The following is a 25,797-nucleotide window of genomic DNA, read 5'->3' as shown; positions in this document are numbered from 1 at the left end:
AAAAACCGTGCCCGTCGGAATGTTCGCTTCGACCGATGGCGCGTTCTTGGCTCGCAGATGCAGCGAAAGTCCGGTTTCCGCCCTTCGTGTCGATAGTTTCGATCCACGCATAGTTGATGCTCCGTTAAGAACATTCTTCCACGGCACTTCAACCTCCCAGCCCCGGACCGTCATCTTGCATCTCCGGTGCGTGGCTATCCTGCGTCCTTTTCGACAACCTGACAACAAGCCGCGCGAAGCCATTAATCAGCTTGCGGATCGGTGAGGAAACCTGGTCCCGGTCGGCGCCTTGCATGCGGGAGACGATACCCGGCCAGCGAGGCTTAAAAAGTTTGTTATTTACAATTTCCGCCTCTCCGGTTTCCACCGCCTCGAAGATTTCCCCCATGGCATCGACAGCCTCGGTCAGTTCGGCCTCACGATGCAGAAGCTCATTTTCTTTTTCGACAAGTCCTTTTTCCCAGTTTTTGTGGGCCTTTTCGACCTCGTCCTTGGCCTGTTGGAAGGAAGCCCGCTCTAGCTCAAGCGAGTTTTTGGCGGCGTCGACATCGGCTTTATGCGTCGTTTCCCGCTCAGCCAATTTTGCTTCAACGGTTGCCAACTCGTCTGCACGGGCCGCGAGTTCTGCTTCCCTTGCCTCATGCGTTTTCCGTTGTTCTTCCAACCGCGCAGCCTCTTTGGCCAGTCGTTTGGCCTGTTTTTTCTCTGCCGCGTATTCCTTGGTGGATTTCCGCGCCAAACGCGGACCAACCCGCAGCAAACCGCAAGGTTTGCCAACGGCCTCGTAATAGTCGTCCTGCAATTTTTTCATCGCCGCGATATAGGCTGTCTGCACTGATGGACGCCCACGTTTCTGACGCCCCTCGTTCAAGTGCCGCTTGTTCTCAGCCTCCCATGCAGTGATCAGCTTGTCGTTCGCGGCATCAATTTCGGCGCATTCGGTCTCCCAAGCAATCACAGCGGCGGCGTGGGAGGCATCGTTCTTTTTCTGGGTGACGCGGTTCTTTGACGGGCGCGACTTCTTTGGCTTGTTCGGACGCTTTGCAAGGTCGGGTTTTGGCAGGGATTCAATCGCATCCGAGACATTCTGATCGCGATGCACAGCCGCAGCCACCTTGCCCGCATGCAATTTGTTCGCGTCCAGCTTCGGATCAGCTGTGTTCATCGCCAAAATATGGATGTGGACGTGGCCTTCGTCGAGATGCAGGACTGATGTGTAATCGATACCCTTCGGCATACGCGCCTTAAAATCATCCAACACGCGCGTCCCCCAGTCGACAATACTATGCGCATGAGCATCCGGATCCGCCATGACCTCCTCTGATGTCAGAGGATGCGAATGGATCTCGGTGTAAAGCGTCGCTGCATCTTTGCGCAGGGCGCGTGTGTAAGTCGTGCCGTTTTTGCCGGTGACGGTTTCCGTAATATTGGCCAGGAGCTGCGCCCGTTTTGCCCGAAAATCTGCAATTGTCAGCGTGCCCGCGAGTTGCTTCGGTGGCAAAGGGCTGTCGACATGTTCGGAATAGAGCGGATCGCGCGCAGCTTCCCCCTCGACCTGCGCCGCGCTGTTGAAGTGGCCTTTTGAACCTTTAACGGGCTGGGGTTGCTCGCTGTAGGTTTCGATATGGAAAAACTGATAGGCCATGGCGCGTCCTTCGGATGATGATCCTTGGACAACCACATATGACCATAGCGCGAAAATCAGAGGGTGTTTTCCAGAGGGGAAGATCGATTTCTGTGGACGACGGCCTCATATCCCGCTGAAAATATGCACTTTATTTTATACCTGACCGCAATCTGCCCTTTCAAACCGATCCACCGTCAACTCCTTCGCTCCTGACCTTTCCACCTACCCGCCCTAAAAACTCTTAATAAACTCCTGTCCCAGACCTTGCTTGCATGGCCTGCCCTTCTGCTTCGCGCCCTACCTCAATTGCGCGCAAAAAATGCGTGTGAACACGCACCAAGGCCGTGCGTATGGCGCGGCAAAGAAGAACATCGAATATGATTTGCGCTATTCGTCTGCGACCAGATTTGTTAGGTTTGTTTGTCTGATCTTCTGTGCGCCCTCTGCTGAAATAGCAGCGCCAAGAGCTATGCACAGTGACAGACTATAGGTAGCTAAAGCTACCTCGTCTGCCCCTTACGCCGGGGGGGCGCTCCATCACCCGTTGGGTAATTGCGCGGATCATGCCTTGGGGGCCTGATCCTTGCTTTGATGCAGCCCGTCGGGGCTGGATTTTACACACTTGCATCTGTCACCAGCGCACGGTTATGATTTCGGACATGAACACACGCCTTTCCATTCGAATTAGTCGCATAGGCTCATAAGACCCTTTCCGGGTCCATGATGCCTGCTGCTCTCTAATCGAATGCTGCCCTTTGCGGGGCGAATGAAAGGCCCATCCCCGATGACCACCTCTACCGTTCCCGCCCGTTTTCTCGGGTTTGATCTGCCCACCTCGCCGGAGGATTCCGTCGAAAAGGTCCGTGATCGTCTGATGCGCAGCCAGCAAGCCCGCGCATCGCGGCGCCCCGTTGCGCCCACGATCACAACAACGCCGGATTGTCTGGACGCTCTTCTCGATGATCTGCTCGATACGTCCTCAAGCAACACCTCTACGGCCCGTCCACCTTCCGTCGGGACATCGAGCCGCGCGATCACTTGGAGCCGTCGCTACATGCGCCGCCGCACTTTGAGCCTTAAGGTGTTGAACCACCTCAAACCCGACGACCGCGACTCACTGCTCGCAGCCGCCTGCGGTGCCCGTGCCGTTGGAGTGGTTGACCGTGACCGCATGGAAGAGCGGATCGCAGAGCTCCACGCGATCTATCCATGGCTGGCCGCGGCCTCCACGGCCGTTATGAAGCATATGCGGCCGCGCACCCTCTCAGGCCCCACACCATTGCATGTGCCACCGCTGATCCTGCTCGGCCCGCCCGGCATCGCAAAATCAAGCTGGGCGCGTGATCTTGCGCGCGTGTTCAATGTGCCATCGGTTGATATCGACGTGGGCGCAACCAATGGCGCGACCTTCTCGGTGTCAGGCGTTGAGCGCGGCTGGGGTTCTGCCACGCCGGGTCGCGTGGTGCAGACCATGCTGCGCGAGCGCTTGGCGAACCCGGTGGTGATCCTGGACGAGATCGACAAAATCCCGGAACAGGTGGCGACCAGCGGAGGCGGCAAACTGCCCGGGGCTTTTGAAGTGCTTAAAAGCATGATCGAGCCAACCACGGCTCGCGCGTGGGTCTGCCCGTTCTACCAACTCCCTTTCGACCTGACGCGGGTGAGCTGGATCATGACCACCAATTCGATCGACCGGATGCCCGCTGCCTTTCTGGATCGCTGCAAGATCATCCGTCTGGAGACGCCGGGTTTCGATCACTTGGCGTCCGCCGGTTGTCGGCTATTGCATGACAGCTTGCCGGAAGATCAACGTGACCTCGGAGTCGCTCTCCTGCGTGAGGCGCTTCACAAGCTTGGGAAGAAACATATGCGCGTTTCGCTGCGACAGGTCGAGCGGATGGTTGAGACTGTGGTCGAGGGTCTGAGCAGCCCGATGCTGATGTAGACTTAGATGAAGGTCGTATTTTCGCGATTGGAAAGGAGTTGCCCAACCCCGCGCTCAGCTGTGTATTCCAGCGAATCACTCGATACCGTTATTGGGCGGAAGATATGGATTTATACGGAGCTCAAAAATCAGCGATTTTCTATAGCGATTATTTTGCTTCTGGTCCGCATCAAAAGAATTGGGCAAAGAATTTCGCATCCGGTTTATCCACATATTTAGCGCCTAAACGACGGGTTAATATAGGTTATTGTTAAACTAGGAGGTCTGGAGTGCTGTATATAGAGGGTCAGACAACCGGACTAACACCGGCCCCTAAACACACCAATTCAAACCGCCCAGCATTGCGCTGGGACGGGCAGGAGCACTCGGCCGATAGCACGGGATATGAGGGATATTGCCAAACGGAAGGACGCGGCCAAACCGGCAGCGGCGCCCGCTTGCGCAGCACCCCCGGACACCGCGCTTGCCAAAACGCCACGAGATGCGGAGGATCGAGAGGCGTTTCATCGCCTTCTTCGAGCCCTTGCCCGCGATCTGGCGCGCGCCGATCATGCGCGGGATGCCTAAGCCCCTAAATGGATGCCCCTCATGACCCAGCCTTTGCGCGCCGTTATCTATGCCCGCTTTTCGACCGACATGCAGCGGGATGCGTCGATTGAGGACCAGATCCGGTCCTGCCGCGAACATGCGGCGCGTCAGGGGCTGGAGGTGGTTGATGTCTATTCTGACAAAGCGATTTCCGGCGCGAGCCTGATGCGCAGCGGGATCCAGAAGCTGCTGCGGGATGCGCAAATGAGCGCGTTTGATGTGGTGCTCTCCGAAGGGCTCGACCGGCTTTCGCGCAACCAGGCCGATATCGCGTCGATCTACCAGAAGCTGCAGTTCCGCGACGTTGTGATCGAGACGGTCAGTGAGGGTGTCATCTCGGAGATGCATATCGGCCTGAAGGGCACGATGAACTCGCTGTTCCTCAAGGACCTCGCGATCAAAACCCACCGCGGCCTCAAAGGGCGCGCGCTGGCAGGCAAATCGGCGGGTGGCAAAGCCTACGGCTATCGCAACATCCTGCATTACGATGCGGCGGGCGAACCGATCCGCGGTGACCGCGCCATCAATCCGAGGGAGGCAGCTGTGGTGCGGCGTATCTTCAAGGACTACGCGGCGGGCATCTCGCCCAAGAAGATTGCCGAAGCCCTGAACATCGAGAAGATCCCTGCCCCCACGGGGCGTGGCTGGGGAACCTCGACGCTGCACGGCAACCGCGAACGCGGCACGGGCATTCTGAACAACGAACTCTATATCGGGCGGCAGGTTTGGAACCGGCTCACCTATGTCAAAGATCCTGACACCGGCAAGCGTATCTCAAGGCTCAATCCCGAAGCGGACTGGGTCATTACGGATGTGCCTGCACTGCGGATCATTGATGAAGATCTGTGGAATGCGGTGCGCAACCGTCAGGGGGCGATGAAGACCAAGAACACAGATACACCGGTTTGGGACCGGCGCAGGCCAAAGACGTTGTTTTCGGGGCTGATGACCTGCGGCGCATGTGGGGGCGGCTTTGCCAAAGTGTCGCAAAGCCAATTTGGTTGCTCTACCGCGCGCAATAAGGGCAAAGCGGTGTGCAGCAACATGGCGACCATTGGTCAAGCCGAACTCGAACGGCGCGTGCTGGATGCCCTGCAAAACAATCTGATGGATAAAGAGGCTCTGACGATTTTCTGCGAAGAATATGCAAAAGAGCGCAACCGGCTGCAGGCCGAAGCCTCGTGCAATCGGGGATCTTTGGAGAAAGACCTGGCAGCGGCCAAGCGGGACCATTCCAAACTGATCGATGCGATCCTTGCCGGTGTGCCTGCGGAGCAGGTCAAAGACCGCATGATCGCGTTAGACGCGCGCAGGATCGAATTGGAGGCGCAACTCAGCCGCGAACCCGCCCCCTCCCCCATCAGAATTCACCCGAAGATGGCGGAGACCTATCGCGCGCAGGTGGGCTTGCTCATTGAACAGTTGCAACAGCCCGAGGGCATGCTGGAGGCAAAGGAAGCATTGCGGGGATTGATTGACCGGATTGTGCTCACGCCGCCGCCTGAGGGGGGCAAGCTGAGCATCCATCTGGAGGGCGCTTTGGCGGCGCTGCTTTTGTTGAGTTTGGGGTCCAAAACGCAAAAAGGCCTGAGCGATAAAACTCAAGCCGTTGAATGTGTTGAAGAATTAGTGTTGGTTGCGGGAGCATGCAACCGCCGAAACCTACCTCGGCTGAAGGCAGCGGTATGAGGCACAAATTATCAGACGGCGTCTTTCATAATTGCCTCGCGAAGCTCGACAAAACAGTGCACCACAGCCCAAGGTCAAATCGCAAAACTAATCTTTCAGCCTTCGACGATGCCGCGGAGCTGACGTCGAATTTGTCGCTGAACTATCAACTCAGCCCGATCCTCCTCTATCGTGACAACGTGCACGGCAACTTTGCTGCGGTTCACATGATCGGGCCGCGTCGCGATGGGCAAGCTCACCAGTCATTTCGTGTCGCAGAGCGGAGCGGAAATCAAACACAGGTTTCTCAACGGTAACATGTATCACTTAGCGCCGCCACCTCACCCGATATAGGAGCTGGGCACCAAGATGTGCGACAGGAACTGCAGGCCTGATTGTAGGGCGTCGCGGGGGATCGAGCCGCCGAGGCAGATCCGCACGTGCTCATCTGGCGGCCCCTCAATGGTGAAGGCATCCGATGGCACGATCCCGATATGGCGCCCCGCCATCCGCGCGATGATATCCGCGCGGCTCACACCCGCCGGAAGACGAAGCCAAAGATTGAACGCGTTCTCAGCAGTGGAAAACTCGAACCCGTCCAACGCCGCCGCCGCCACTGCCTGACGCGCCGCGCTCTCTTGCCGAATGAAGCGGCGGATCCGGTCTGCCGTGCCATCCTCAATCCAGCGCGTCACCAGCGCCATCGAGATCGGCGAGGGCATCACCGAGATCGTCCGCAACGCCTGCGCCAACGCATAGGCATGTTTGGCCGACGGCGCGACCGTATAGGCGAGCCGCAGCCCCGCCCCGATACATTTCGCCAAACCGCCAATATGCCACGTCAGATCAGGGGCCGAGACCGCCAGCGGTGCCGGCGCTTTCAAAGGGATGAACCCGTAAGCATCATCCTCGATCAGCGGCAAACCATAGCGATTGAGCACCTCCGCGATCTCCAGCCGCCGCGCTGTCGGGATCGTCAGCGTCGTCGGGTTCTGCAAGGTCGGGTTCAGATAGAGCGCGCGCGGCGCATGGGCTTTGATCGCGGCCTCCAACGCATCGGGCAGAATCCCCTCCGCATCCATCGCGATCCCTTTAAGCTGGACCCGCATCTGCGCTGCAATATTGCGAATGCCCGGATAGGTAATATTCTCGCACAGCACCACATCACCGGGCGTCGTCAAGATCGACAGGATCGCCACCATCGTCGGATGCGCGCCGGGCGTGACCGCGATCCGCTCCAGCAAGGGCACCATCCCCCGCATCGATAACCAAGTGGAGGCCGCCATCTTGTCCTGCTCGCTGCCCACCGCCGATTGATACCGCAGCAATGCAATGAGATTGGCAGATACATAGCCCATCCCCTCGCGCATCTTCTCCAGCAAGGCCGCATCGGTCGGCTCTGGCGCCATATTCATCGACAGATCTTCTTCGCCATCGCGCTTCGGATCAGAACAAAAGGCTTCGGGCGCCACGCTTGTGACAAAGGTGCCGCGCCCGACATGGCTCGCCACCAGCCCCCGCGCCTGCGCCTCGGAATAGGCCCGCGACACCGTGGTGAAATCGATGCCCAAGCGCGCCGCCAGCCGCCGCTGCGGCGGAAGACGATCCCCCGGCGAGAGCGTTCCCGTGCGAATATCGACGGCAATCGCTTCCGCTATCGCCAAATAGCGCGGCTTCCCGTTTTGCGTGAGGGTCGGAATCCAGTCAATCATCGGCATCTCCATTCCATCCACACATAGCGCGCCCCAATAATGAATTGAAGCGGATTGTATGCATCAACGCGAATCGATGGGCGGAAAGCTAAGGAAAGTGCGAGGGTTCCATTCCGACATCGGATATTTTCTAAGCATATGGCTTCGGCTTGCGGAAAAATTGCGCGGTTTTCAGCGCATCATTTCCAATTATTGTATGTATATTGAATTGAAAATTGAATGACTCAATCTCACTCAGCCATGACTAAAGCATCAGCACCAAGGAGAGCGAGATGCCAACAGTCACCAAAGAAGCACATAAGGACGGCGACTATTTCGTCGACTACGAACAAAAGGTCTTTGAAGACGTGAAGGCCGACGCGGGCGAAAAAGCGCTTGTCACCTTCCACACCGTTGCCTTTGAAGGCTCGATCGGGCTCGTCAATATCCTCAACGCGATCCGCCTGCATCGCAAAGGCTATGAGACTTCAATCTTGCTGTATGGGCCGGGCGTCACGCTGGGCATCCAGCGCGGCTTTCCAACCCTAGGCGATGAGGCCTTCCCTGGCCATCTGAATTTCAACAACAACCTCAAGCGCTTCATGTCTGAGGGCGGCAAGGTCTTCGCCTGCCGTTTCGCCCTGCAAGCGCTCTACGGGCACGGCGAAGCCTCGCTGATCCCCGGCATCACGCCGATCGCCCCGCAAGATGTGCTCGATTGCATCCTGCTGCACAAAAAAGCCAACGCCGTGATCCTCGATACCTGGACCGTGTGACCTCTCGAGGGGCCGGTGCTTCCGGCCCCCATGCCCTCCCCCAATGAAGCCTCGGAGATATCCATGCGCACTGACACCATCCGCGCCGCCGCCGTCCAAATCGCGCCTGACCTAAGCAGCCGCGCGGGCACGATCGAGCGGGTGCTCAACGCCATCGCCGAGGCTGCGGATAAAGGGGCGGAATTCATCGTCTTCCCAGAGACATTCGTCCCCTACTACCCCTATTTCTCCTTCGTTTTGCCGCCCGTGCAACAGGGCGCACCACATCTGGAACTGTATAAAGAAGCGGTCACTGTCCCCTCCCCCGAAACCCGCGCCGTTGCCGAATGCGCGCGCAAACGCGGTGTGGTTGTGGTGCTGGGTATCAACGAGCGCGATAACGGCTCCCTTTATAACACCCAACTGATTTTCGATGCCGATGGCAGCCTCGCACTAAAGCGCCGCAAGATCACGCCCACCTACCATGAGCGGATGGTCTGGGGGCAAGGCGATGGCGCGGGGCTCAAAGTTGTTCAAACCAAAGTGGGTCGTGTCGGCGCGCTGGCCTGTTGGGAGCATTACAACCCGCTCGCACGCTACGCACTGATGACCCAGCACGAAGAAATCCACGCCGCCCATTTCCCCGGCAGCCTCGTCGGGCCGATCTTTGCCGAACAGATCGAGGTGACGATGCGCCATCATGCGCTGGAGGCTGGCTGCTTTGTCGTCAATGCCACAGGCTGGCTGACCGAGTCGCAGATTACGGAGATCCACCCCGACCCGTTGCTGCAAAAAGGGCTGCGGGGCGGGTGTATGACCTGCATCATCTCCCCCGAAGGACGCCATCTCGCCCCGCCCTTGACCGAAGGCGAAGGCATCCTCCTCGCCGATCTCGACATGAAGCTGATCACCAAGCGCAAGCGGATGATGGACAGCGTTGGCCATTATGCGCGCCCTGAATTGCTGCATCTGATCCATGACACGCGTCCCGCCACCCCGCGCGCCGCGATGCATTTCCCACCCGATTTTCCGGCGGATTCTCCGGTGCCCGCCCCCGCACAAAGCGCCGCGAAAGCGCCTTTTGAGGAGAACGAAGATGCATGAGCAATCCCTCATCAATGACCTGCAGACCAAAGGCATGCGCCTCGTCGATCCGCGCGCAGGCCATGAAGCCCGTCGCGGTGGCGCAGGCCCTTCGGACCATAAGGCCGTCACGATAGGCGACACCACCGTCATGGTTCCGGTGCATACCGCGCCCGCCTTCGAGAGCCCGTTCCTGATTGAGGCTCCCGACCCAGATGGCCGCGCCCGCGTTCTGCGCGATGGCGAGGAGGTTGCGAAAGTGCGGTTTCCGCTGCGCCCGCGGTTCTACGATTTGAGCACCACGGACGGAATCCCCTACAATCAAATCGCCACGCTCCATGCACGGGATGTGCTCGCGACAACGGTGCTGCAAACCTGCATCCGCTATGAAAGCCGCAAGAAAACCTGCCAGTTCTGCTCGATTGGTCAAAGCCTCGCAGCAGGACGCACGATTGCGCATAAAACGCCCGCACAACTGGCCGAGGTTGCAAAAGCGGCGGTGGAGCTCGATGGCATCAAGCATATGGTGCTAACCACAGGCACCCCGCGCGGCCCAGATCGCGGGGCAGCGGTTCTGGCGGAGAGCGCCCGCGCCATCAAAGCCGCAGTCAACCTGCCGATCCAAGCACAATGTGAACCGCCTGAGGAGGATATCTGGCATCAACGGATGTTTGCTGCAGGCGTGGACAGCCTTGGGATGCACTTGGAGGCCGTCACACAGGAGGTCCGCGAACGGATCATGCCCGGCAAAGCCTCGGTGCCGCTGGCAAAATACTTCTCCAGCTTCGAAGCCGCGGTAAAGGTCTTCGGGCATGGCCAAGTCTCGACCTATATCCTCGCAGGCTTAGGCGATACGCCCGAAACCATTCTGAACATGTCCGAAAAGCTCTGCGGCATGGGGGTCTATCCCTTCGTCGTGCCCTTCGTGCCGATCTCTGGCACGCCGCTGGAAAGCCACCCCGCGCCGAGCTCGGCGATGATGGCCGAAATCCTGCGCCCGTTGGGGCAGATGATCGTGCGGGCAGGCATGAAATCGGAGGATATCAAAGCCGGCTGCGGCAAATGCGGCGCCTGCTCGGCCCTCTCGACCTTCGAGAAACTCAAGGGGGTGTGATGGAACATATCCAGCAACAGTTTCACTGCCCCGGATATTACATCCGCCATGCGACAACACCGTGGGAAGCGTTTGGCGCGGCAGATCTACGGCGCCGTGTCTTTGTCGAAGAACAGAAGATTTTTGAGGGAACCGACCGCGACGAGATCGACCGGATCGCGACCCCGCTCGTCGCTCTCTCTACCTATGCGCATGAAGCTGATGCCGTGGTGGGAACCGTGCGCATTCACCAGCCGGAGCCACGGCTCTGGTGGGGCTCGCGCCTCGCGGTGGACCGAGACTTCCGACAGGTCGGGCGTCTCGGGGCGGAGTTGATCCGCCTCGCAGTGCGCACCGCACAAAGCCAAGGCTGCGATAGGTTTCTGGCCCATGTTCAGGCGCAGAACGAAGTCTTGTTCCGGCGGCTTCACTGGCGCTCGTTGGAAGAAGTCACGCTGCGCGGCGTCAAACATGTGAAGATGCAAGCGGACCTTGGCTATTATCCCCCGCTGACCGACGCGCCTGCGGGCTGGTATCACCCCACACGGCGCGGGAGGGCGGCATGACGCTGGATCTTGAGGCCCTCGCCAAAGCCCTGCGCACCCATCCGAGCCTGCGCTCGAAGCTCGCCATTGGGCAAGCGGCGGTGGCGCTCGGACTGTGCGGAGATAGCCTCGGCCACCCCGGAGATGATGCAGCCGTCCTGCCCCGCGCGGACGGCTACGATCTCTTGGCCGGAGAGGGGTTCATTCCGGCGTTTGTGCAGGATGATCCATGGTTTGCAGGCTGGTGCGGGGTGATGGTCAACCTCTCCGACATCGCGGCGATGGGCGGACGGGCAGTCGCGCTGATCGATCAAATCTGGGCGCCCGATGCGAAGACCGCCGCGCCGCTCTTGGCGGGGTTGCGCGCTGCGGCCAATGCTTACGGGGTGCCGCTGGTCGGCGGCCACACCAATTTCGCGGCGCGTGAACTCTCCCTCGCTGTCTCCGTCATGGGACGGGCCAAGACCCTTATCAGCAGCTTCACAGCCCGCCCCGGCGAGAGGCTGATCGCCGCCTATGACCCTCGCGGAGCCTATCGCAATTTCGACAATTTCTGCGCCGCCCTAGACGCGCCCCATGATCGCCTGCGCGGCGACCTAGCCTTATTACCCGCGCTTTCAGAAGCGGGTCTGGTGCGCGCGGGCAAGGATATCAGCCAAGGCGGGATCATCGGCACGGCCCTCATGCTGGCCGAATGCTCCGGCGCGGGGATCGAGATTGACCTCGACCGGATCGCGCCGCCGCAGGGCGTCCCGCTCGAGCGCTGGCTACGGAGCTTCCCCAGCTTTGGCTTTTTGTTCACGGCCACGCCTGCGCAGGCCGATGGCCTGTGCGCGCAGTTCCACGCCCGCGATCTGCGTGCAGATATCATCGGCGAGGTGACGCATGACAGCGCCGTCACGCTGCGCTCCGATGCGCAGCGCGCAACTTTCTGGGATCCGAGAACTACACCCTATCTCGGCCTTGTCCAAAAGGAGAAATCCTATGCCTGAAACCCATTTCACCCTGCGCTGGCCCGATGGATTTGAGGAGCGCTGTTATTCCCCCTCCAGCGTTATTGGCGAATTACTGAGCGCGGGCACGAGCTACCCGATGAAGGACTTCCTCCACCGTACCCGCATCGCCCTCGTGCGCGCCTCGAACCGCGTCGAGGCCAAATACGGCTTTGCCTGCTCCAGCGCGATGGCGCAGCTCGACCAGATCGAAGTCCGCGCCGCCACCTTCGACGGGCAGGACGACGCAACCGTCACCTGCCTTAACATCTCGCAGTGAAAGAGACCCCGATGAAACAGCATCCCATTCCGCATATCCCCGTGGTGATCGTCGGCGGCGGGCAAGCGGGCCTTTCGGTCAGCTATTGCCTCAGGCAGAAAGGCATCGAACATATCGTGTTCGAACGCCACGCAAAGTTCCACTCATGGCGCGAAAACCGGTGGGATACTTTCTGCCTTGTCACCCCCAATTGGCAATGCCGCCTGCCCGATTTCCCCTATGCGGGCAATGATCCCAACGGCTTCATGCTGAAGGAGGAGATTACTGAGTATCTTGATGCCTTCGCAGAGAGCTTCGAGCCGCCGCTACATGAAAATGTAACCGTGACGCGTGTCGGGCCGCAGCTGAATGGCGGTTATGAGGTCGACACATCGATTGGCTCTTGGACCTGCGATCAGGTGGTGATCGCAACAGGGGGCTATGACAATCCGATCATGCCAGCCTATGCCGCGGATCTTGATCCGGCCATCGCACAGATCCATTCGGTTGACTACCGCCGCCCGTCGCAAGTGCCAGAGAGTGCAACTTTGGTGATCGGGACGGGGCAATCGGGGGTGCAGATCATGGAGGATCTGGTCCGCGCGGGCCGCGATGTGCATCTGGCCGTCGGCCCCGCCCCGCGCAGCCCGCGCAAATACCGCGGGCGCGATGCGACGGACTGGCTCTATGATATGGGCCATTACTCGATCACCATCGACAAACATCCCGATCCGGTGAAAGCGATGACCCAGACCAACCACTATATGTCGGGGCGTGACGGCGGCAAGGAAATCGACCTACGGCGCTTTAAGGCCAAAGATGGTGTATCGCTCTACGGATCGGTTGCCGGAATGGCGGGCAGCATCATTCGCTTCCTGCCGGACCTCACGAAAAACCTCGACGATTCTGATCGAAGCTATGTCGGTATCCGCGATCAGATCGACGCCTATATCGCCCGTGAAGGGATCGACGCGCCGCTTGAGCCGCCCTTCGTCAAGCTGTGGGAACCGGAAACGGAAATCACCGAGATCGACGCCGCGGCCCTCGGGATCACCTCGATCATCTGGTCGATCGGGTTCCGCCCCGATTACGGTTGGATCCATGTCGATGTTTTCGACGAACGCGGGAAACCGCAGTTTGATCGCGGCGTGACAGCCGTGCAAGGCTTCCACTTCATCGGCCTTGGCTGGCTGAACACTTGGGGCTCGGGGCGGTTCCTCGGGATTGAGGAGGACGCCCGTTATCTCGCCGACGCGATCGAATTACAGCTTCACGATCAACGGCTGGAGGCGGTTGCTCAATGACGGCTTTCGCCTCGTCTCGCCCCTTCGCGCAACGGCTCGATCGCCCTGCGGCACCGCAGACTGCGCAGGAGTTCCCCTTGGGCATGATGCAGCTCGGGCCCTCCGGCCTCTCCGAGCAATGGGTACTGCGCGCGGGCGGGGATCGGCATTGGGCCTTGATCGCGCAGGCCATGGGGCAGGAGAAGGCCGTGTTTCACGATGCGCAGGGGCGGGAGATCTATGCCGCCTTCTGCGCGACATCTCTCACGCTCACAGCGCCCGCTCAGACGCTTTTGGGGCAGCGTGCTCTGTTGACTTCGACCCTGTTCGAAGCGGGACCCTGCCAGCTCGGATCAACCCATAAAATGACGTTCAACGGCCAGATCCTCGCAGAGCTGATGATGATCTCGGCCTTCGTCGGCCATGACGATAGCAGATCGAACCACCGCATCACCCGCCGCCACCCGCGCAGGATGCCGCCCTTGCCAGCCCCCCCGCCCGCGCTGGCCTTACTCGCCTTGGAAGCGCGCAGACAGGCCCGCCAAACCCGTAGCATGAAGGCCAACGGCGCTGCGCATCTGCGTTTGACCCCCTGCCCATCGCTCGATTTCAACGCCGTTGGACTGTTGTATTTCCCGAGTTTCTCAGCGCTAGCCGAGCGGGCCGAGTGGATCGCCACCGGCGAGGCCAAGCCCCTCCTTCAGCGCGATATGTTTTACTTCGGCAATCTGGAAGCGGGTGAGAGTGTTGATTTGTACCGCAGGGGTGAGAATACCAGCTTATGCCGTGCAGACGGTCAGATGATTGCCAGCGGAAGAGTGCTGCGGGGCGGCCTATAGACGTTAGCTCGCGCGGTCTCGGCAGGGTCAATTTGCCGCATATTGATTGCAATCAAAAAACTTCAATTTACGATCAATATCGCATACATTTACATGGTGATATTCCTGAAGAAAGATCGCATCATGCAGGCGAAGATCTCCGAAGAAGCCGAAACACCACGTGATGTGAAGCAATCGGTCAAGCGCGGCATGATGATGAAATGCCCACGCTGCGGGGAGGGTGCGATGTTTTCGCGCTACCTGAAAGTCGCGCCGGAATGCCCCTGCTGCGGCCTTGATCTCACGCCGCAGAGTGCCGACGACGGGCCGGCCTATGTCGTCATCCTACTGATGTGCCACCTCGGCGGCTTCCTATTGGCCTTCTTTTGGGAAACTTACCGGATGGAGCCGATGATGATGGCCTCCCTCACAGGCCTCTTTGTTGTCGGGAGTTCAATCTGGATGTTGCCACGCGTCAAAGGTGCCTTTGTCGCCGTGCAATGGGCCAATCGTATGCATGGGTTCGGGCGCTCGGCCTGCGCCTCGGCAGAGGGCGCCTAGAGCAGATCTCAACGCGCAAACTCGGCCCGAAACTGCGCCGGAGGCCTCACTGATCATCCCGTGGCGCTTCTGACTTATCCGGGGATCCATCCGCGATATGCGCTCGAATCCATTCAAGAAATTTCAAGAGCGGCGCTGACGGGGTCGTATCTTTGCGCCATGTGAGATAATAGCTCTCCCCCGTCGGACAGCCCGCCCCGAAGGGGGCAACCAGCGCGCCGGACCTGAGTTGATGCTGCACAAAGTGACGGTTTGCAATGGCCACGCCCAGATCCATCAGCGCGCCCTCTGGAGTGCCCCCACTGAAGTGGTCCACCAACTGGGATAGTATAATCCCATTTCAGGAGGACTAGAGATGGCTGGAAAGAGAGACAAGCCCGAAGAGATCGTGCTGAAGCTGCGGCAGGTTGAAGTGTTGCAGGGGCAAGGCAGCTCGCTTGCCGATGCCGTGCGTCAGATTGGCGTGACGCAGCCGACCTACTATCGATGGCGCAAAGAGTATGGTGGCATGAGCCGGGATCAGCTCAAACGGCTGAAAGAGTTGGAGACCGAGAATACCCGGCTGAGGCGCGCCGTGTCGGATCTGACGCTGGACAAGATGATCCTGACCGAGGCCGCCCGGGGAACCGAAGGTCCGCGTCAGCGAAACTTCTAAGCCCTTCCCGCCGTCGTCGATGTATCGACCATGTGCGGCAAACTCTCAGCGTATCAGAGCGCCGAGTTTGCCGCACCTTGGGACAGCATCGCTCGACCCAGCGCAAGGTGCCCATCGGTCTGCCCGACGAAGAACGGCTGACCGAGGACATCATCGCGCTGGCGCGAGAGTTCGGACGCTATGGGTATCGCATGATCACTGGAATGCTGAACAACAGCGGCTGGCATGTGAACCATAAAAGGGTCGAACGGATCTGGCGGCGGGAGGGGCTGAAAGTCCCGCAAAAACAACCTAAGAAGTGTCGGCTTTGGCTGAATGACGGTTCTTGCGTGCGGCTGCGGCCGGAGCGTCCGAACCATGTCTCCCTCTCGACGATGTGAACATCGTCTGCCGGGCAACGGGATCCTATGACTTTGTTCAGGACCGGACGCACGACGGGCGGATCTTCCGCACGCTAAATATCATCGATGCGCTGCCTGGCAGGCTTTTGCGCAGCAAATGCCGAGAGGGAGTTCACGAAGGAGGCTCTGGTGATCCGTGTCAAACGCAAGCTGAATTCTACAGACGTGGTCGACGCATTGACCGACCTGTTCATTCTCCGCGGACCGCCGGAATACATAAGGTCCGACAATGGCGCCGAATTTATCGCCAAGAAGGTGAGGGCATGGATCGGAGCTGTAGGCGCGAAAACCGCCTTCATCGCGCCGGGTTCACCATGGGAAAACGGCTATTGCGAGAGCTTCAACGCACGGTTCCGGGACGAACTTTTGAACGGCGAGGTCTTCACCACATTGCGCGAGGCCCAGGTCCTGATCGAGAGATGGCGTCGTCACTACAACACCGTCAGACCTCACAGCGCCTTAGGGTACCGTCCGCCAGCGCCCAAAAGCATCGTCCCGATAGACCAGAGGCCGACCATGCACTAACATTCAAACTGGACCACTCGGTGGGGGCAGACCAGCATCATGCCGAAATAAAATTGGTGGAGCGCTCGAAAATCCATGTCGTTTAGAAAACATTCAAATTCCTTCCCGCAATAAAGAAAGCGCATGTTCCGATGGAAAGGCTTGTATGCCAATGCAAGAAATTCACCGTCGAAGCGGTAGCGCGCAAGCCACAGATGGGCGAAACAGAAGATTCGAAGTCAGGCCTCGACAACCTTTCGTTCGCCACCCTGATCACGATCTTTACTCAGATCACAGCAAACGCCTTTCAATCACCGATAGCGATCACCTTCCTGCTTGCAATGCTCGATGACTCGCTCGATCCAGCGGTCATACCAGACCCAAGTGCCCTTGTAGTCGCCCCCGCAGCCGTATCCCTTTGTAGGGTCCTTAGCTTCGAGCTCTTGCATGAGTGCTGTGTGGTCCCCAGGGCCAAACTTTGGGTAACCGGCCTCCTTCACGGAAGCTAGGACTTCTTTCCTGATGTATCTTGCGCGATTGACCTCTTTGAAAATCACGTCCCCAACCTTTTCAGCCTCATCACTGCCGGGCTTGACCGTAACAACCGCGACATCGGCTCCCGCTGCCTTCTTCGCGGCGATCGGCACGAAGGCGACTTTCAACCGGAATGCGGGGTCCTTCACCTGCTCGTCGGTAAGACCATTCTCAAACGCTTTGATGAAAGATGAGACGTGGATAGGCAGTGACGACGCATTCTTCAATGCACTCCGTTGCTCCGGACCGAATGACACGAATTGAAGCGCGATCGGCAACCTTTTTTCGAGACCGAATTGCCTGCCGAACAGGCCATTGAGCGCATCGTTGAAGTTGAGCGCACAAGACTGGAGCTCAGCACCGATCGCGTCGTCGATACGGCTGGTCGACTGATGCTCGATTTCATGCCTGAGGTCGATCAAGAATTTCAGGTTAATCTTGGCGCCTTCAGAAATCGGGCACTTTCCAGTGCTGAGACATTTAGTGAGGTCCCAATACCTTTCAGCGCCGTGAGCGGTCTTATGGTCCTTGTAAACATATGGGATGCCCTCGCGCTTGTAGTAGGCGTGGAGTGTCCGTCGTCATATAAAATGGGGCATCAGAGCGGCTTGAGTATTGGAGGCTCTGGCTCGTTTGTGTGATTGATTATGCGGCTTGTTTCTGATGTTGCAAGCGGCGTTGTTTGATTGTGTTTTTCTTGATTTTTTCCCTTTCTCTGAGAATGGCTTTGTCGCGGCCGAAGTAGACGTCGGCTGGTATGACGTTGTTCAGGCTCTCGTGGTAGCGCTGGTTGTTGTAGTATTCGACGAAGGCCCCGATCTGGCGTTCGAGGTCACCGGGCAGATAGTAGTTCTCCAGCAGAACCCGGTTCTTCATGGTCTGGTGCCAGCGTTCGATTTTGCCTTGGGTTTGTGGGTGGAACGGTGCGCCCCGAACATGCGTCATTTTTTGATCCTCCAACCACTTGGCCAGATCGCCGGAGATGTAGCATGAACCGTTGTCGCTGAGCAGGCGTGGCTTGTGACGCACAACCGCCTGGTCGCAACCAGACGCCGTCAGCGCCAGTTCGATCGTGTCTGTCACGTCCTCAGCACGCATGTTGGTGCAAAGCTTCCACGCAATGATGTAGCGGCTGTAATCATCGAGGATCGTGCTCAGATAATACCAGCCCCAGCCAATGATCTTGAAGTAGGTGAAGTCCGTTTGCCACATCTCGTTGATGGTCGTGGTTTTGTCTTTGAACTCCTCGGCCGCTTTAATGACCACATAGTCAGGTGCTGTAATCAGGTCCGCTGCTTTGAGAATGCGGTAAGCTGATGATTCAGAAACAAAATACCGCTTCTCATCAGTGTATTTGACCGCCAGTTCCCGTGTGGTCAGCGCCTCATGTTCCAGCGCAAACTCGATCAGGTCATCACGACGGGCATCAGGGATGCGGTTCCAGACCGATCCTGGACGTGGGGATCTGTCAGCCAGTCCATCCAGGCCGCCGTCAATATAGAGATCATACCATCGATAGAATGTCGTGCGCGGGATGCCCAGCATGTCGAGGGTTTGTTTGACCGGCAAATGCGATCCCTCAACAGTGCGAATGATTTCCAGTTTCTCCGATGCAGGATACCTCATTCCTCGTATCCCCCACTTCCTGTCATGCTTTTTTTAAGCAGACGGTTCTCGAGCGTCAGATCCGCAACGCACTCTTTGAGGGCCAGGGACTCAGAACGCAAATCCTTTACCTCAGGCGACGTAGCCTGTCGTGCCGTATCACCAGATAACCGGCGCTTGCCAGCTTCCAGAAATTCCTTCGATCAGCTGTAATACAGGCTCTCGGCAATCCCCTCGCGACGGCATAGCACCGAGATGCTTTCCTCGCCACGCAGGCCCGCCAAGACGATGCGGATTTTCTCTTCAGCTGAATAGGTTTGCCGCGTCTTGCGGCGGATGTTCTTAACCACCTTGTCGGCGGCGTCTTTTGATGTCTGGGGCTTCTTCGTCATCTCGATCTCCTAATCGATAAGATGAACCAGAAATCCTCCGTTATTCAAATCCTCAAATCTGTCCCACGGGTGCTGACGTCAGACATACTGTGACCGGCGGCTTTGGCGAGTGGCAATCTGCGGGCCATCTTGGCGATATGCTGCGCGAAATGCGCGCCAGCTTTGCCGAGGCCCGCAGGCGCGCGCCCTGCCTGCTGATCATCGACGAAATCGACGCTGTCGGATCGCGCAGTGATGCCGATCGTCACGCCTCGAATTACAGAACCCAAGTCATCTCCACGTTCTTGGCTGAGCTCGACGCCATCTCACGCGAGGAAGGCGTGATCGTGGTTGGCACCTGCAACCATCCAGACCGTATGGACCCTGCCATTTTGCGCGCCGGTCGGATGGACATCAAAATCAAGGTGCCGCTGCCCGATGCTGATGCCATCCTCGCCATTTTGCGCCATCATCTCGTTGAAGATATCGCCGATAGCGAGTTGGGCAGCCTCGCGCCGCTGGCTGTTGGACATAGCGCGGCAGAACTCGACGCCGCGATCCGCGCGGCCAGATCAGATGCGCGCCACAGTCGCAAGGCGCTCAACATCGCGATGCTGCGGGAGCACCTCAACATCGACCCATCGGGCGAAAACGCCCCACTTCTCTGGCGCATCGCGGTGCATGAAGCTGGCCACGCGATCATGGGCACGGCGCTGCAACTGGGACGAATTGATAGCATTCAGATAACGGCCGACGGGGGCGCCATCTTGCGCCAACCTATCGCTCACCAGGGCCTCCTCGCCGACATTGAAGCCGAAATGGCCTATTCATTGGCTGGCCGCGCCGCCGAACACCTTATCTTTGGCGAAGTTTCTGCCGGATCGGGTGGGCCAGAGACTTCGGACCTCGCCAAAGCGACCCGCTATGCGCTTGATATCGAGACGACCTATGGTCTGGGATACGAGGGGCTGCTCTGGCAGTCAAAGCCGAACGAGGCTCTGCTCACCACACCGGCGATCCGCGACCGCGTGCGTCACAGGTTGGTGTGCGCCGAGCGACATGCGGCGGCGATCCTCACAAAGCATCGAGCTGTTCTTGAGGCTTTGGCGGATGAGCTTGTGCAAAAACGGTCAATGCCCGCCGCAGAGATTGAACCATTTCTGCGCAAGGTGGGACAAAGCAAGGCCCAAGAGACTGCCACAACATATGCAGAAGAGGTCGCACGATGAGGGACCTCAACGCCCCCCAGCAAAGCGTAGGCATCAGGCCGTTCGGGCCACCTCATGCATGAACCTCAAAATCTGTGCCTATGAGAAAAATCGAGCCAAGGCGGGTGTTCCAGCGAATCACACGAATCCTTTCTTGGGCAGAAAATACGGACCTTTCTGGAACTCTAAAATCAGTGATTTTTTATAGTAATTATTTTGCTTCATGTCCGTGTCAGAAGAATTGACCAAAGAATTTCGTATGCGGCTTATCCACATATTCAGCGCCTAAACGCCCGATTTATCAAGGTTCTTGCTAAAAGAAGAGGTCTCTTATGCTGTATATATCTGCGCAGACAACCGGACTAATACCGGCCCCTAAATACACCAACATAGACCGTCCAGCCTTGCGCCGGAACGGGCAGGAGAACTCGGCCAGTGGCACGGGACCGGAAAGGACATGCGTGCGACAAGGAGGTGCCAAGCGCGCCACCTGTCGACGTGCCTGTCATCCTGTCTGCCGATCCCACAACGGCCCAGCACCGCGAAGACTTTCTCGCCCTAATCAGAGCGTTAGCGCGCGAGGCCGCTCGCGTTGATCATGAAACAGCCCTAGGCAAAACCTCCGACCCACGCCATTCTAACAAGTAAATCTACATTTAAAGCAACGGATCGTTCCATGACCCAGCCTTTGCGCTCCGTTATCTATGCCCGCTTTTCGACCGACATGCAGCGGGATGCGTCGATTGAGGACCAGATCCGTTCCTGCCGCGAACATGCGGCGCGTCAGGGGCTGGAGGTGGTTGATGTCTATTCTGACAAAGCGATTTCCGGCGCGAGCCTGATGCGCAGCGGGATCCAAAAGCTGCTGCGGGATGCGCAAATGAGCGCGTTTGATGTGGTGCTCTCCGAAGGCCTCGACCGGCTTTCGCGCAACCAGGCCGATATCGCGTCGATCTACCAGAAGCTGCAGTTCCGCGACGTTGTGATCGAGACCGTCAGTGAGGGTGTCATCTCGGAGATGCACATTGGCCTGAAGGGCACGATGAACTCGCTGTTCCTCAAGGACCTCGCGATCAAAACCCACCGCGGCCTCAAAGGGCGCGCGCTGGCAGGCAAATCGGCGGGTGGCAAAGCCTACGGCTATCAGAATGTCATCCGTTACGACGCGAGTGGTGAGCCAATCAGAGGGGACCGCAAGATCAATCCCGTTGAGGCTGCTGTGGTGCGTCGTATTTTCAAGGACTATGCGGCCGGGCTTTCGCCCAAAAAGATTGCCGAGACCCTCAACGCCGAAGTCCTCCCCGGCCCGTCGGGACAGACCTGGGGCGCATCTACCTTGCATGGCAACCGTGAACGTGGCACCGGCATCCTCAACAACGAGCTTTATATCGGCCGCCAGGTCTGGAACCGGCTCACTTATGTCAAAGACCCCGAGACCGGCAAGCGTATCTCAAGGCTCAATCCCGAAGCGGACTGGGTTATCACGGAGGTGCCCGAGCTGCGGATCATTGATGAAGATCTGTGGAATGCGGTGCGCAACCGTCAGGGGGCGATGAAGGTTAAGAACACAGATACACCGGTCTGGGACCGGCGCAGGCCAAAGACGTTGTTTTCGGGGCTGATGACCTGCGGCGCATGTGGTGGCGGCTTTGCCAAAGTGTCGCAAAGCCAATTTGGTTGCTCAACCGCGCGCAACAAAGGCAAAGCGGTGTGCAGCAACATGGCGACCATTGGTCAAGCCGAACTCGAACGGCGCGTGCTGGATGCCCTGCAAAACAATCTGATGGATAAAGAGGCTCTGACGATTTTCTGCGAGGAATACGCGAAGGAGCGGAACCGGCTGCAGGCGGAAGCCACGCAAAACCAGGGAAGCTTAGAGAAGGAGCTTTCCGCCACCAAGCGGGACCATTCCAAACTGATCGATGCGATCCTTGCCGGTGTCCCCGCCGATCAAGTCAAAGACCGGATGAATGCCTTGGACGCGCGCAGGATCGAGTTGGAAGCGCAGCTATCGCGCGAACCCGCCCCCTCCGCTATCAGAATTCACCCGAAGATGGCGGAGACCTATCGTGACCAGGTGGGTTTGCTCATTGAACAGCTGCAACAGCCCGAAGGCATGCTGGAGGCCAAGGAAGCGTTGCGGGGGTTGATTGACCGGATTGTGCTCACGCCGCCGCCTGAGGGGGGCAAGCTGAGCATCCATCTGGAGGGCGCTTTGGCGGCGCTGCTTTTGTTGAGTTTGGGGTCCAAAACGCAAAAAGGCCTGAGCGATAAAACTCAAGCCGTTGAATGTGTTGATGAATTAGTGTTGGTTGCGGGAGTAGGATTTGAACCTACGACCTTCAGGTTATGAGCCTGACGAGCTACCGGGCTGCTCCATCCCGCGACGGTGTGCGATTTGTTGCACGTTAGCCCCTTGGGCGGTTAAGCTTTTGGGGTTTTTTGAGTATCGTTTGAGAGAATATCTTGGTTCTTACTAGGTTTGGCGGTGACCTACTCTCCCACGTCTTAAGACGCAGTACCATTGGCGCGACGGCACTTAACTGCCGGGTTCGGAATGGAGCCGGGTGTTTTGCTCGCGCTATGACCACCAAACCGAGAAAGAACCATGTCCAAGTCAAGTCACTGACGTTTATTGTGTATACTTGTTGATCGTAGAGTTTATCTTCTACTGGATCAAATCAAGCCTATCGGGCAATTAGTACCAGTCAACTGAATGCATTGCTGCACTTACATCTCTGGCCTATCGACGTGGTGGTCTTCCACGGCCCTCAAGGGATACCTAGTTTTGAAGGGGGCTTCCCGCTTAGATGCCTTCAGCGGTTATCCTGTCCGGACATAGCTACCCAGCACTACCGTTGGCACGATAACTGGTCCACCAGTGGTCCGTTCACCCCGGTCCTCTCGTACTAGGGGCAACTCTTCTCAAGTATCCTACACCCACGGCAGATAGGGACCGAACTGTCTCACGACGTTCTAAACCCAGCTCACGTACCTCTTTAAACGGCGAACAGCCGTACCCTTGGGACCTGCTCCAGCCCCAGGATGAGATGAGCCGACATCGAGGTGCCAAACGATGCCGTCGATATGGACTCTTGGGCATCATCAGCCTGTTATCCCCAGCGTACCTTTTATCCGTTGAGCGATGGCCCTTCCACTCGGGACCACCGGATCACTATGACCGACTTTCGTCTCTGCTCGTCTTGTCAGACTTGCAGTCAGGCAGGCTTCTGCCATTGCACTCAACGAGCGATTTCCGACCGCTCTGAGCCTACCTTCGCGCGCCTCCGTTACTCTTTGGGAGGCGACCGCCCCAGTCAAACTACCCACCACGCAGGGTCCCGGATCCGGATAACGGACCGCGGTTAGACATCAAGAGTGCGAAGGGTGGTATCTCAAGGGAGGCTCCACAGAAACTGGCGTTTCTGCTTCAAAGCCTACCACCTATCCTGCACATCACAATCCTGATGCCAGTGCGAAGCTATAGTAAAGGTGCATGGGGTCTTTCCGTCTAACCGCGGGTAGTGTGCATCTTGACACACAGTTCAATTTCGCTGAGTCCACGTTTGAGACAGCGGGGAGATCGTTACGCCATTCGTGCAGGTCGGAACTTACCCGACAAGGAATTTCGCTACCTTAGGACCGTTATAGTTACGGCCGCCGTTTACTGGGGCTTCAATTCAGAGCTTGCACCCCTCCTTTTAACCTTCCAGCACCGGGCAGGCGTCAGACTGTATACGTCGCCTTACGGCTTCGCACAGCCCTGTGTTTTAAGTAAACAGTCGCCACCCCCTAGTTTGTGCCCCCTACCCAGACTTGCGTCCGAATAGGGCCTCCTTCTCGCGAACTTACGGAGGCATTTTGCCGAGTTCCTTAAACGTGGTTCTCTCAAGCGCCTTGGTATACTCTACCTGTCCACCTGTGTCGGTTTAGGGTACGGTCTTGCGGAGGGCTATTTCCAGGAACCCCTAAGCAGCCCCTCCAATCCGATAAGGAGGAACTACACTCGGGATCCGTCACCATCTCCTGGCCCAGGAATATTAACCTGGTTCCCATCGACTACGCCTTTCGGCCTCGCCTTAGGGGCCGGCTTACCCTGCTCAGATTAGCTTTAAGCAGGAACCCTTGGACTTTCGGCGAGAGGGTCTCTCACCCTCTTTGTCGCTACTCATGTCAACATTCTCACTTCTGATCACTCCACCGGATCCCTCACAGGCCGGCTTCACAGTCAGAACATTGCCTCCAAACTTCCCGAAGGAAGCAAAGAGGCAGCGTTCTATATCACAGAACGCTCCGCTACCACGTGCACCTTGCGGTACACATCCAAAGCTTCGGCTCGTGGCTTGAGCCCCGTTACATCTTCGCCGCAGGACAACTTATCTAGACCAGTGAGCTGTTACGCTATCTTTAAAGGATGGCTGCTTCTAAGCCAACCTCCTGGTTGTTTTGGTCGTCCCACCTGCTTTCCCACTTAGCCACGAATTGGGGGCCTTAGCTGTTGGTCAGGGTTGTTTCCCTCTTCACGACGGACGTTAGCACCCGCCGTGTGTCTCCCGGATAGTACTCATGGGTATTCGGAGTTTGGTTAGACTCAGTAAGGCTGTGGGCCCCCATCATCCATCCAGTGCTCTACCCCCCATGGTATTCGTCCGAGGCGCTACCTAAATAGCTTTCGCGGAGAACCAGCTATCTCCAAGTTTGATTGGCCTTTCACCCCTAGCCACACGTCATCCGGACCCTTTTCAACGGGTGTCGGTTCGGACCTCCAGTAAGTGTTACCTTACCTTCATCCTGCACATGGCTAGATCACTTGGTTTCGGGTCTGATCCATCGAACTCATTCGCCCTTTTAAGACTCGCTTTCGCTGCGCCTACACCTAACGGCTTAAGCTTGCTCGATAGACCAAGTCGTTGACCCATTATACAAAAGGTACGCCGTCACTTCTCAAGGAAGCTCCGACTGCTTGTAGGCGTCCGGTTTCAGAAACTGTTTCACTCCCCTCGTCGGGGTGCTTTTCACCTTTCCCTCACGGTACTGGTTCACTATCGGTCAGTAAGGAGTACTTAGCCTTCGAGGGTGGTCCCCCGATCTTCAGACAGGATTTCACGTGTCCCGCCCTACTTAATACGTCCAATTGAGCTTCCTATACGGGGCTGTCACCCGCTATGGCTGATCTTTCCAGATCATTCTAGTCACTGTCTTGGCTCGGCTGGTCCCCGTTCGCTCGCCACTACTAGGGGAGTATCTGTTGATTTCCTTTCCTCCGGGTACTTAGATGTTTCAGTTCCCCGGGTTCGCTCTTAAAACCCTATGTATTCAGGTAATAAGTACCTGTTTCAGCAAGATATAAACTACCGAGGTAATTATATCGAACTGTCAGGTGGGTTTCCCCATTCAGAGATCCATGGATCAAAGCTTGTTCTCAGCTCCCCATGGCTTATCGCAGAGTACCACGTCTTTCATCGCCTCTTACTGCCTAGGCATCCACCAAACGCCCTTCTCGCGCTTGATTTGATCCAGAAGAAGTTAAACTCCCTCCGGTCAAAAACAATGTATACTACCCGCATCAGTCGATTATTGGACATAGCCCATGCAAGGCTATGAACGTCAA

16 protein-coding genes, 1 tRNA gene, 2 rRNA genes and 3 pseudogenes are annotated in these 25,797 nt (G+C 57.7%); 14 read left to right on the top strand and 8 right to left on the bottom strand.

Going from position 1 to position 25,797, the window contains the following annotated elements; genetic code table 11:
• Nucleotides 1-148: 148 nt before the first annotated feature.
• On the bottom strand, nt 149-1,645 hold the full coding sequence (locus SJY32_RS00125) for a Mob protein (protein WP_376870192.1): 1,497 nt from the start codon (nt 1,643-1,645) through the stop codon (nt 149-151).
• Between the two features lie 766 nt (nt 1,646-2,411).
• Here SJY32_RS00125 and SJY32_RS00120 point away from each other — a divergent pair.
• Together SJY32_RS00120 and SJY32_RS00115 are read left to right on the top strand one after the other, a co-directional pair.
• On the top strand, nt 2,412-3,572 hold the full coding sequence (locus SJY32_RS00120; RefSeq protein ID WP_376870191.1) for an AAA family ATPase: 1,161 nt from the start codon (nt 2,412-2,414) through the stop codon (nt 3,570-3,572).
• 588 nt (nt 3,573-4,160) lie between these two features.
• Entirely contained in the window at nt 4,161-5,849 is a 1,689-nt protein-coding gene (locus tag SJY32_RS00115) for a recombinase family protein (protein WP_376870190.1), read from the top strand.
• A gap of 320 nt (nt 5,850-6,169) precedes the next feature.
• On the opposite strand, the gene SJY32_RS00110 is transcribed toward SJY32_RS00115, so the two are convergent.
• Nucleotides 6,170-7,540 (bottom strand): PLP-dependent aminotransferase family protein, encoded by a 1,371-nt coding sequence (locus SJY32_RS00110; protein ID WP_376870189.1) that lies wholly within the window; start codon nt 7,538-7,540, stop codon nt 6,170-6,172.
• A 272-nt stretch (nt 7,541-7,812) separates the two neighbouring features.
• Between SJY32_RS00110 and SJY32_RS00105 the strand changes: the two genes are divergently transcribed.
• The 9 genes from SJY32_RS00105 (at nt 7,813) to SJY32_RS00065 (ending at nt 14,908) form a co-directional block, all read left to right on the top strand.
• Complete coding sequence (locus SJY32_RS00105; protein WP_376870188.1) at nt 7,813-8,295, top strand: MSMEG_0572/Sll0783 family nitrogen starvation response protein; 483 nt, start codon at nt 7,813-7,815, stop codon at nt 8,293-8,295.
• 63 nt (nt 8,296-8,358) lie between these two features.
• On the top strand, nt 8,359-9,378 hold the full coding sequence (locus SJY32_RS00100; protein WP_376870187.1) for a Nit6803 family nitrilase: 1,020 nt from the start codon (nt 8,359-8,361) through the stop codon (nt 9,376-9,378).
• Complete coding sequence (locus SJY32_RS00095; RefSeq protein WP_376870186.1) at nt 9,371-10,471, top strand: MSMEG_0568 family radical SAM protein; 1,101 nt, start codon at nt 9,371-9,373, stop codon at nt 10,469-10,471. The genes SJY32_RS00100 and SJY32_RS00095 overlap by 8 nt, the downstream gene beginning before the upstream one ends.
• Entirely contained in the window at nt 10,471-11,016 is a 546-nt protein-coding gene (locus tag SJY32_RS00090; protein WP_376870185.1) for an MSMEG_0567/Sll0786 family nitrogen starvation N-acetyltransferase, read from the top strand. The genes SJY32_RS00095 and SJY32_RS00090 overlap by 1 nt, the downstream gene beginning before the upstream one ends.
• On the top strand, nt 11,013-11,987 hold the full coding sequence (locus SJY32_RS00085; RefSeq protein ID WP_376870184.1) for a sll0787 family AIR synthase-like protein: 975 nt from the start codon (nt 11,013-11,015) through the stop codon (nt 11,985-11,987). Before SJY32_RS00090 ends, SJY32_RS00085 begins: the two co-directional genes overlap by 4 nt.
• Entirely contained in the window at nt 11,980-12,267 is a 288-nt protein-coding gene (locus SJY32_RS00080) for an MSMEG_0570 family nitrogen starvation response protein (RefSeq protein WP_376870183.1), read from the top strand. Before SJY32_RS00085 ends, SJY32_RS00080 begins: the two co-directional genes overlap by 8 nt.
• An 11-nt stretch (nt 12,268-12,278) precedes the next feature.
• Nucleotides 12,279-13,550, top strand: coding sequence for an MSMEG_0569 family flavin-dependent oxidoreductase (locus tag SJY32_RS00075; protein ID WP_376870182.1), 1,272 nt, complete (start codon nt 12,279-12,281; stop codon nt 13,548-13,550).
• On the top strand, nt 13,547-14,368 hold the full coding sequence (locus SJY32_RS00070) for a Pnap_2097 family protein (protein WP_376870180.1): 822 nt from the start codon (nt 13,547-13,549) through the stop codon (nt 14,366-14,368). Before SJY32_RS00075 ends, SJY32_RS00070 begins: the two co-directional genes overlap by 4 nt.
• Before the next feature lie 123 nt (nt 14,369-14,491).
• On the top strand, nt 14,492-14,908 hold the full coding sequence (locus tag SJY32_RS00065; protein ID WP_376870178.1) for a DUF983 domain-containing protein: 417 nt from the start codon (nt 14,492-14,494) through the stop codon (nt 14,906-14,908).
• Nucleotides 14,909-14,954: 46 nt separating this feature from the next.
• Here the strand turns inward: SJY32_RS00065 and SJY32_RS00060 are convergent, their stop codons facing one another.
• A complete protein-coding gene (locus tag SJY32_RS00060; RefSeq protein WP_376870176.1) occupies nt 14,955-15,185 on the bottom strand; it encodes a LysR substrate-binding domain-containing protein in 231 nt (76 codons plus the stop codon).
• A gap of 78 nt (nt 15,186-15,263) precedes the next feature.
• Here SJY32_RS00060 and SJY32_RS00055 point away from each other — a divergent pair.
• Nucleotides 15,264-16,489, top strand: a pseudogene (locus SJY32_RS00055) (IS3 family transposase).
• A gap of 290 nt (nt 16,490-16,779) precedes the next feature.
• On the opposite strand, the pseudogene SJY32_RS00050 reads toward SJY32_RS00055, so the two are convergent.
• Both SJY32_RS00050 and SJY32_RS00045 read right to left on the bottom strand, forming a co-directional pair.
• Nucleotides 16,780-17,562, bottom strand: a pseudogene (locus SJY32_RS00050) (DUF3644 domain-containing protein); the annotation flags it as partial.
• 85 nt (nt 17,563-17,647) lie between these two features.
• Nucleotides 17,648-18,999 (bottom strand): annotated as a pseudogene (locus tag SJY32_RS00045) (IS3 family transposase).
• A gap of 89 nt (nt 19,000-19,088) precedes the next feature.
• Here SJY32_RS00045 and SJY32_RS00040 point away from each other — a divergent pair.
• Nucleotides 19,089-20,207, top strand: a complete 1,119-nt coding sequence (locus tag SJY32_RS00040) for an AAA family ATPase (RefSeq protein WP_376870175.1) — start codon at nt 19,089-19,091, stop codon at nt 20,205-20,207.
• Nucleotides 20,208-20,862: 655 nt separating this feature from the next.
• The gene (locus SJY32_RS00035) at nt 20,863-22,539 is read left to right on the top strand and encodes a recombinase family protein (RefSeq protein WP_376871008.1); all 1,677 of its coding nucleotides are present in this window, start codon (nt 20,863-20,865) and stop codon (nt 22,537-22,539) included.
• Here the strand turns inward: SJY32_RS00035 and SJY32_RS00030 are convergent.
• The 3 genes from SJY32_RS00030 to SJY32_RS00020 all read right to left on the bottom strand — a co-directional run bounded on the left by SJY32_RS00030 (nt 22,496) and on the right by SJY32_RS00020 (nt 25,698).
• Nucleotides 22,496-22,572: transfer RNA gene (locus SJY32_RS00030), tRNA-Met, on the bottom strand. The genes SJY32_RS00035 and SJY32_RS00030 overlap by 44 nt on opposite strands.
• A gap of 94 nt (nt 22,573-22,666) precedes the next feature.
• A 5S ribosomal RNA gene (gene rrf / locus SJY32_RS00025) occupies nt 22,667-22,781 on the bottom strand.
• An 82-nt stretch (nt 22,782-22,863) separates the two neighbouring features.
• Nucleotides 22,864-25,698 (bottom strand): 23S ribosomal RNA (locus SJY32_RS00020).
• Nucleotides 25,699-25,797 lie beyond the last annotated feature (99 nt).

The organism is Albirhodobacter sp. R86504 (genome assembly GCF_042466415.1).
In the GTDB taxonomy this organism is placed as follows: Bacteria; Pseudomonadota; Alphaproteobacteria; order Rhodobacterales; family Rhodobacteraceae; genus Albirhodobacter.
This window is presented reverse-complemented; position numbering and strand designations above follow the sequence as displayed.

What these genes read in the sequence shown, in the direction of transcription:
- SJY32_RS00125 (WP_376870192.1), bottom strand. Translation starts at nt 1,645, where the DNA reads ATGGCCTATCAGTTTTTCCATATCGAAACCTACAGCGAGCAACCCCAG.
- SJY32_RS00120 (WP_376870191.1), top strand. Translation starts at nt 2,412, where the DNA reads ATGACCACCTCTACCGTTCCCGCCCGTTTTCTCGGGTTTGATCTGCCC.
- SJY32_RS00115 (WP_376870190.1), top strand. Translation starts at nt 4,161, where the DNA reads ATGACCCAGCCTTTGCGCGCCGTTATCTATGCCCGCTTTTCGACCGAC.
- SJY32_RS00110 (WP_376870189.1), bottom strand. Translation starts at nt 7,540, where the DNA reads ATGATTGACTGGATTCCGACCCTCACGCAAAACGGGAAGCCGCGCTAT.
- SJY32_RS00105 (WP_376870188.1), top strand. Translation starts at nt 7,813, where the DNA reads ATGCCAACAGTCACCAAAGAAGCACATAAGGACGGCGACTATTTCGTC.
- SJY32_RS00100 (WP_376870187.1), top strand. Translation starts at nt 8,359, where the DNA reads ATGCGCACTGACACCATCCGCGCCGCCGCCGTCCAAATCGCGCCTGAC.
- SJY32_RS00095 (WP_376870186.1), top strand. Translation starts at nt 9,371, where the DNA reads ATGCATGAGCAATCCCTCATCAATGACCTGCAGACCAAAGGCATGCGC.
- SJY32_RS00090 (WP_376870185.1), top strand. Translation starts at nt 10,471, where the DNA reads ATGGAACATATCCAGCAACAGTTTCACTGCCCCGGATATTACATCCGC.
- SJY32_RS00085 (WP_376870184.1), top strand. Translation starts at nt 11,013, where the DNA reads ATGACGCTGGATCTTGAGGCCCTCGCCAAAGCCCTGCGCACCCATCCG.
- SJY32_RS00080 (WP_376870183.1), top strand. Translation starts at nt 11,980, where the DNA reads ATGCCTGAAACCCATTTCACCCTGCGCTGGCCCGATGGATTTGAGGAG.
- SJY32_RS00075 (WP_376870182.1), top strand. Translation starts at nt 12,279, where the DNA reads ATGAAACAGCATCCCATTCCGCATATCCCCGTGGTGATCGTCGGCGGC.
- SJY32_RS00070 (WP_376870180.1), top strand. Translation starts at nt 13,547, where the DNA reads ATGACGGCTTTCGCCTCGTCTCGCCCCTTCGCGCAACGGCTCGATCGC.
- SJY32_RS00065 (WP_376870178.1), top strand. Translation starts at nt 14,492, where the DNA reads ATGCAGGCGAAGATCTCCGAAGAAGCCGAAACACCACGTGATGTGAAG.
- SJY32_RS00060 (WP_376870176.1), bottom strand. Translation starts at nt 15,185, where the DNA reads ATGGATCTGGGCGTGGCCATTGCAAACCGTCACTTTGTGCAGCATCAA.
- SJY32_RS00035 (WP_376871008.1), top strand. Translation starts at nt 20,863, where the DNA reads ATGACCCAGCCTTTGCGCTCCGTTATCTATGCCCGCTTTTCGACCGAC.